General features: G+C 43.5%; 4 protein-coding genes. All 4 read right to left on the bottom strand.

The annotated features are described in order from the left end of the window. Window positions 1–112: 112 nt before the first annotated feature. The 4 genes from KL866_RS18515 to KL866_RS18500 all read right to left on the bottom strand — a co-directional run bounded on the left by KL866_RS18515 (window position 113) and on the right by KL866_RS18500 (window position 5,916). On the bottom strand, window positions 113–523 hold the full coding sequence (locus KL866_RS18515) for an HIT domain-containing protein (protein ID WP_025254803.1): 411 nt from the start codon (window positions 521–523) through the stop codon (window positions 113–115). Then, window positions 516–1,547 (bottom strand): succinylglutamate desuccinylase, encoded by a 1,032-nt coding sequence (gene astE / locus KL866_RS18510; protein ID WP_025254802.1) that lies wholly within the window; start codon window positions 1,545–1,547, stop codon window positions 516–518. Before astE ends, KL866_RS18515 begins: the two co-directional genes overlap by 8 nt. Before the next feature lie 268 nt (window positions 1,548–1,815). Further along, window positions 1,816–3,120, bottom strand: a complete 1,305-nt coding sequence (locus KL866_RS18505; RefSeq protein WP_214996411.1) for a bifunctional diguanylate cyclase/phosphodiesterase — start codon at window positions 3,118–3,120, stop codon at window positions 1,816–1,818. A gap of 318 nt (window positions 3,121–3,438) precedes the next feature. After that, a complete protein-coding gene (locus KL866_RS18500; protein ID WP_025254800.1) occupies window positions 3,439–5,916 on the bottom strand; it encodes a glycogen/starch/alpha-glucan phosphorylase in 2,478 nt (825 codons plus the stop codon). Between the last annotated feature and the right edge of the window lie 105 nt (window positions 5,917–6,021).

Raw genomic sequence — 6,021 nt, 5'->3', positions numbered from 1 at the left:
GCCGTAATAAGCTTCAATTTTGTGACCTTCCAAGGTTGGGGTAGTTGAAACAATCATGTAAAACTCCTTTTAATGTAAACTGTTAATTTATCGCTTTTTAGAGCATTCGCCCTTAACTGTTGTCTTTGAACCACTGCTTGATGGACTCAACCAACGCTTGCGCTTTATTAGCATCGTACGCCACAGTGGGCTGATTGCCCCAAACAGGATTTGGCCAGGCACAATCGCTTTCAAAGCGCGCGACGTGGTGTACGTGGAGCTGTCTCACCACGTTGCCTAACGCTGCAACATTAAGTTTTAGCGGTGAGAACAAGGCCTGCATAGCTTTTGATGCTAGCGCTGACTCTTGTAACAAGGTCATTTGCTCTTCTTCTGACAAATCGATAATTTCCGCTATACCATTTCTCATAGGCACCAAAATAAGCCACGGAAATTGGCTATCGTTCATTAACAGTACACGACACAGCGAGAGATCACAGACAAAAAATGTATCATTGTGTAAACGACTATCAAGTTTAAACATCTAACTTATCCAATGTGGTAGGTACAACGGTTAATAAGGCTCGTTGCCCTATGGCAACTTTCGCATTAGGAAATACAATGGCTTCACCGTCTTGCTCTGCTACGTACTCTTTGTTTGGTTCAGACGCCAACACAGTGCCTTTAGCGTAGTCAGTGAAATTTGGTGTATCGTCGTCGAAATGAAGCGTAAATTGCTCTTCGTTGCGATTTATAATCTGGTTAACGCGATAGATATCAAGGTCTTCCATATTCACGGAAGGCGCAAAGTCTTTTTGAGTTATAAGCTGCGTAAGTGCGTTTTTAGCATCAGCAAATCGACTCATATCGTTTTGCCCAAATGGACGCACTTTTCCAAGTTCAACGGTAAATGCGTGGGCATTGTATTGATAAGACGAGAAATAGCTAAACGTGGTGGTTGAACTTTCAGAAAGAAGAATGGTTTTCACCCCACAAGCCGCAAGGAAAGCTAGCTGTCCTTTACTGTGCACTCTGTCGTGAAGATAAGGATATACCGCAAACTTTTCATTTTTTGAGGCACGAATAGCCGTGTGCAGGTCATAGTGATAACGGGTGCCTTCAGCCGCTTCGAAGAAAGAGGCCACGGCTTCTTCAAGCTGCTTAGCACGCACGCGTTCGGCGTTTACTAAACCTTCGCCTTTTGAATGCGCCCCGCTAAATAAACGGTTCATGTTCTCTTCAACAAAACGCTCGGCGATATCCATGGCCGGCAAATTACCAAATAAAACCAGTACATCGTGCGCTAGCGTAATTGCCCCTGTCAGGATGCCTTTAACCAAGTCATCACAGATTTCGATAGGTGCCGTTTCGTTACCGTGAACTCCACAGGACAAAACAATCCGCTTATTTGGCGCAGAGGCAGACTGTACAGAAAAACTAATGATGCCAGGTGCAGTGATACTAACCTCAGTGCCGTTGGCTAGCGTAAAATGTTGAGCGCGTTCGAATAACTCTGGTTGACGGCGAGAAAGTGTTAAAAATTGGCCGCTTTCGATAAGTTCTTGCATAAATGAGCTTTATTGACGTTGTCTAATCTCGGATAGCTCAAGTGTACCCAGACAGCCTATCAAAATCACGTTATCTCAAGGTTTTATTGCTTTCGACTGTAAGTATAAAATAACGCAATTAGAATATGACGAGTATTGACCGTATGTTCGCAGAGCAATCTGACGTTGTAATCACAGAAAGTTGTTCCATAATTCATTGGTCTCGACCGAGCCTTATAACAGTAGAGAGAATAGTTTAAATCAAAACATTAACTTGAATATAAAGTAGCTAAGCTTGTACCCGTGTTGGCGAGCTACCGATAATGATTTCTTGCTGAGCTAGCTGAATAAAGTCGTTAAAAGGTATGGCCCGAGAAAACAAATACCCCTGCCCTTGTGAAACTCCTACTTCTCGCAATATATGAAGCTGCTCAACCGTCTCTATACCCTCTGCGACCACACAACATTTTTTGGCGTGCCCAATAATTTTAGCAGCTTCAATTATAGCTCTATTAACCGGGTGCGCTTCTAACTCCATGACAAAGGACTTGTCTATTTTAAGCGCATCTAAATCGAGGTCACGAATGTACGCTAGGTTTGAATACCCTTTACCAAAGTCGTCTACGGAAATAGACACATCTAGGCTTCGCAACTCATCTAGTTGTTTTTTCACCATCAGTGAATTTGATAAAGCAACATCTTCCGTAAGCTCTAGCTCAATAAAAGACAGCGGCAAACCATAAGATTCGCTCAACATGGTGAGTGTAGGTACTAACTGATTGTCATACAACTGAGTGGGCGAAATGTTTACCGACAGTATAATCGGCATTCTAAGCGCATCTAGTTCGCCAAGGGCTCTAAACGCTTGCTCCAAAGTCCAGTAGCCCAGCTCATTCATCATATTATATGACTCTGCGGCTTCAATTAATGGACCAGGAAACAGCACGCCATCAAGGGGGTGATTCCAGCGTAAAAGGCACTCAGCACCAACAATTTCAAGAGTGTTAAGGTCAACTTTGGGCTGGTAATAAAGCTCTAGTTCATTGTGGGCTAGTGCACGCTTTAGGTCAGCTTTTAGTGCTAAACTTCTACCAGTATCAGTTTTATCTGACTTGGTCAGCGAACAGTAGTTTTCGTATTTATTTTCTTTCGCCTGCTTTAAGGCTGATTCTGCACGGGACACAAAAGCAGTGATATCGAAGTGATCACTTCCGTCACATACCACACCCACGTTAAAATCTGCGATAAATGCCGTGCCGTCATAGTGCATAGGTGTTTTAAAATGTTCTACGAGGCGCTCGAACATTTCTCGCATAACAACTTCGTTACTTTCGTTGGGAAAAACTATTCCAAAGATATCTCCGCTGATGCGACCGATGAACACTCTTTCCCCAAAGAGAAGCTGAATACGGTTGGCAATTTGAAGCAAAAAGCGGTCGCCAACATGGATACCTAAACTCGTTGTTACATCTGAAAAACGCACAACATCAACCAGCATCAAAGAAATAGAGGTACTTTGAGACGCTTGTTTTGAAACGCTATCGATAAACGCATAGCGATTGGGAATGGTTGCCAGTGTTCTATGTTGGCTCATGATGTTTTCCTTGAGCTTTACGCTTCTAGGTACTAAAAACAACTACTTATATAAGACCATGCTGCTACAAATGGCGCAACGACACTTGCGTATTATATTGCATACCTTCTTATACTTTTGCACAACATTACTTAACTCTGTGACCTTATTAAGTCCGTAGCAAATTAGCCATAGTTAATAAAGTAACACGCGAGTCTTTCCAATAAGGTAATGCCAATCGGCCTTGTTGCCTATATAGCAATATAGACGTTATTTAAGAGGTAATAAAAAAACCCGGCAAGTTTACCACTGCCGGGTTCTTTCTATACGCTTCTGCGATTAGCTTTCAATCTTACACGGTGAAAGTTTCCAAACGCGCTCTACGTAGTCACGAATTGAGCGATCTGAAGTAAATTTTCCCATCTTAGCTGTGTTGATAATAGCCATTTCTGCCCAGCGCTCTTTATCGCGATATGCGGCATCCACTGCTATTTGTGCATCAGAATAAGCTCGGAAATCCGCTAGCACCATGTACGGGTCGCCGTTATCCAGTAAGCTTTGCTTAATTGATACCAGAGCACCTGGTTTTCCTGGCGTAAAGTAATCCGTTTCTAGCCAATCCAGCACAGCTTTAATTTCAGCGTCTTTGTAGTAGTAGTCATACGGGTTGTAGCCGTTGGCTTTAAGTTCATTCACTTCCTCTACAGTAAGACCGAAAATAAAGATGTTGTCATCGCCCACTTCTTCAGCAATTTCAACGTTGGCCCCGTCAAGTGTACCGATAGTGACCGCACCATTTAGTGCAAGCTTCATGTTGCCGGTACCCGATGCCTCTTTACCTGCCGTACTGATTTGCTCAGATACATCTGCTGCAGGGATCATCTTCTCAGCCAACGACACGCGGTAGTTTGGTAAGAAAGCTACTTTGATCTTGTTATTTACGCGCGGGTCATTATTGATCTTGTCAGCAACTTTATTAATCGCGTAGATAATGTCTTTTGCAAGCTTGTAGCCAGGTGCTGCTTTTGCGCCAAATACGAATACACGTGGGTGCATATCGTAATCAGGGTTTTCAAGAATACGACGGTACAAGGCCATAATATTTAGTAGCGCTAAGTGTTGACGCTTGTACTCGTGCAAACGCTTAATCTGCACGTCGAAGATAGCATTTACGTCTACTTCTATATCCAGTGACTTGCGAATTTCTTCTGCCAGCAATTCTTTGTTCTCAACCTTCACTTTCATGAACTGTTTTTGGAACGTTTTGTTGCTTGCAAATTTAGCCAAGCCTTGCAGCTTGTCTAAATCACGAGGCCAGTCATCGCCAATTTTCTTATCAATAAGCTTAGACAGCCCAGGGTTACACGCTTTCAACCAGCGACGTGGCGTAATACCATTGGTAACGTTAGTGAGCTTACCTGGATATAGTTCATCGAACTCTGGGAAAAGAGAAGACTTAACAAGGCGAGAGTGCATTTCTGCCACACCATTTACTGCAAATGAACCAATTACCGAAAGGTGGCCCATTCGTACCATCTTCTCGTTGCCTTCTTCAATGATTGAAAGCTTTGCTTTCATTGCGTTGTCACCAGGCCATTTCTTATCAACCTCTGCCATAAAGCGATGGTTAATTTCATAAATGATTTCTAAGTGACGAGGAAGAATTTTCTCTATCATGCGAGCAGGCCACTTCTCAAGTGCCTCTGGCAGCAATGTGTGGTTAGTATATGCGAATACTTTCGTACAAATACCCCACGCTTCATCCCAACCAAGCTCTGCGCGGTCAACAAGAATACGCATTAGCTCTGGAATAGAAATAGCTGGGTGTGTGTCGTTAAGCTGGATTACAACTTGATCTGCAAAACGGCTCCAGTCATCACCGTGAGCGCGCTTGTAACGACGAATAATGTCTTTAAGTGAGCAAGAGCAGAAGAAGTATTGTTGAATAAGACGTAGCTCTTTACCCGCTTCGGTTTCATCATTTGGGTAAAGTACTTTAGATATAGTTTCTGCCTGAACATTCTCACGCTGTGCATCGACATAACCACCTGCGTTAAATACATCCCAGTTAAAGTAGCCCGATGCTTCTGACTGCCAAAGGCGAAGTACGTTTACGGTTTTACCTTCGTAACCTACAACCGGAATATCCCAAGGTACACCTTTAACGATTGAACCTGGGTGCCATTCTTTTAATACACGACCATTTTCACCGTATTTCGTCTCTACATAGCCGAACAGCGATACTTCTTGCGTAGATTCTGGACGGCAGATTTCCCATGGATTTCCGTAGTCACGCCAGCTGTCAGGACGCTCAATTTGTGCGCCGCTCTTAATTTCCTGACGGAATAAACCGTGCTCATAATGAATACCATAACCAATGGCAGGCAACTCCATCGTTGCTAGCGAGTCGATAAAGCACGCCGCTAGTCGACCTAGGCCACCGTTACCAAGTGCCATGTCAGGCTCTTCTTCAAGAATATCTGAAATCTCAACGCCTAACTCTTTCAACGCGCCGCCAGCTACATCGAACAAACCAAAGTTTTGCAGATTGTTAGATAATAAACGGCCCATTAGGAATTCGGCCGAGAAGTAATGAACGGCGCGAGTGTCGTTCAGGTAGTGACTTTTCTGGGTTTTGCGCAAACCTTCAAGTACTTGCTCTTGAATTGCGGCACAGGTTGCTTTCCACCAAGCATGATTATTTGCTTTGTTTTCGTCGGTGCCAAGCGTGCAGTGTAAGTGTTTGATAACAGCTGCCTTAAATACAGCTTTATCGATCACTGGAGAGGGTGGCGTCTTAGTCGCTTTTGCGTTCATTTTGCGTCTCACTCTTAAGTAGAAGCGGTGTTTGCACACCAAAAACGTAATTTAATTACAGAATAACTTCAGAATATGACAGCAATATAGCAGTGCACTCCACAC

The organism is Alteromonas sp. ALT199 (genome assembly GCF_018619335.1).
Classification (GTDB): Bacteria; Pseudomonadota; Gammaproteobacteria; order Enterobacterales; family Alteromonadaceae; genus Alteromonas.
The sequence above is the reverse complement of the archived record's forward strand: the minus strand, read 5'-3'. Positions and strand labels throughout refer to the sequence as shown.

Excerpts from the sequence above, each read along its gene's own strand:
- KL866_RS18515 (WP_025254803.1), bottom strand. The coding sequence starts at position 523 with ATGTTTAAACTTGATAGTCGTTTACACAATGATACATTTTTTGTCTGT.
- astE (WP_025254802.1), bottom strand. The coding sequence starts at position 1,547 with ATGCAAGAACTTATCGAAAGCGGCCAATTTTTAACACTTTCTCGCCGT.
- KL866_RS18505 (WP_214996411.1), bottom strand. The coding sequence starts at position 3,120 with ATGAGCCAACATAGAACACTGGCAACCATTCCCAATCGCTATGCGTTT.
- KL866_RS18500 (WP_025254800.1), bottom strand. The coding sequence starts at position 5,916 with ATGAACGCAAAAGCGACTAAGACGCCACCCTCTCCAGTGATCGATAAA.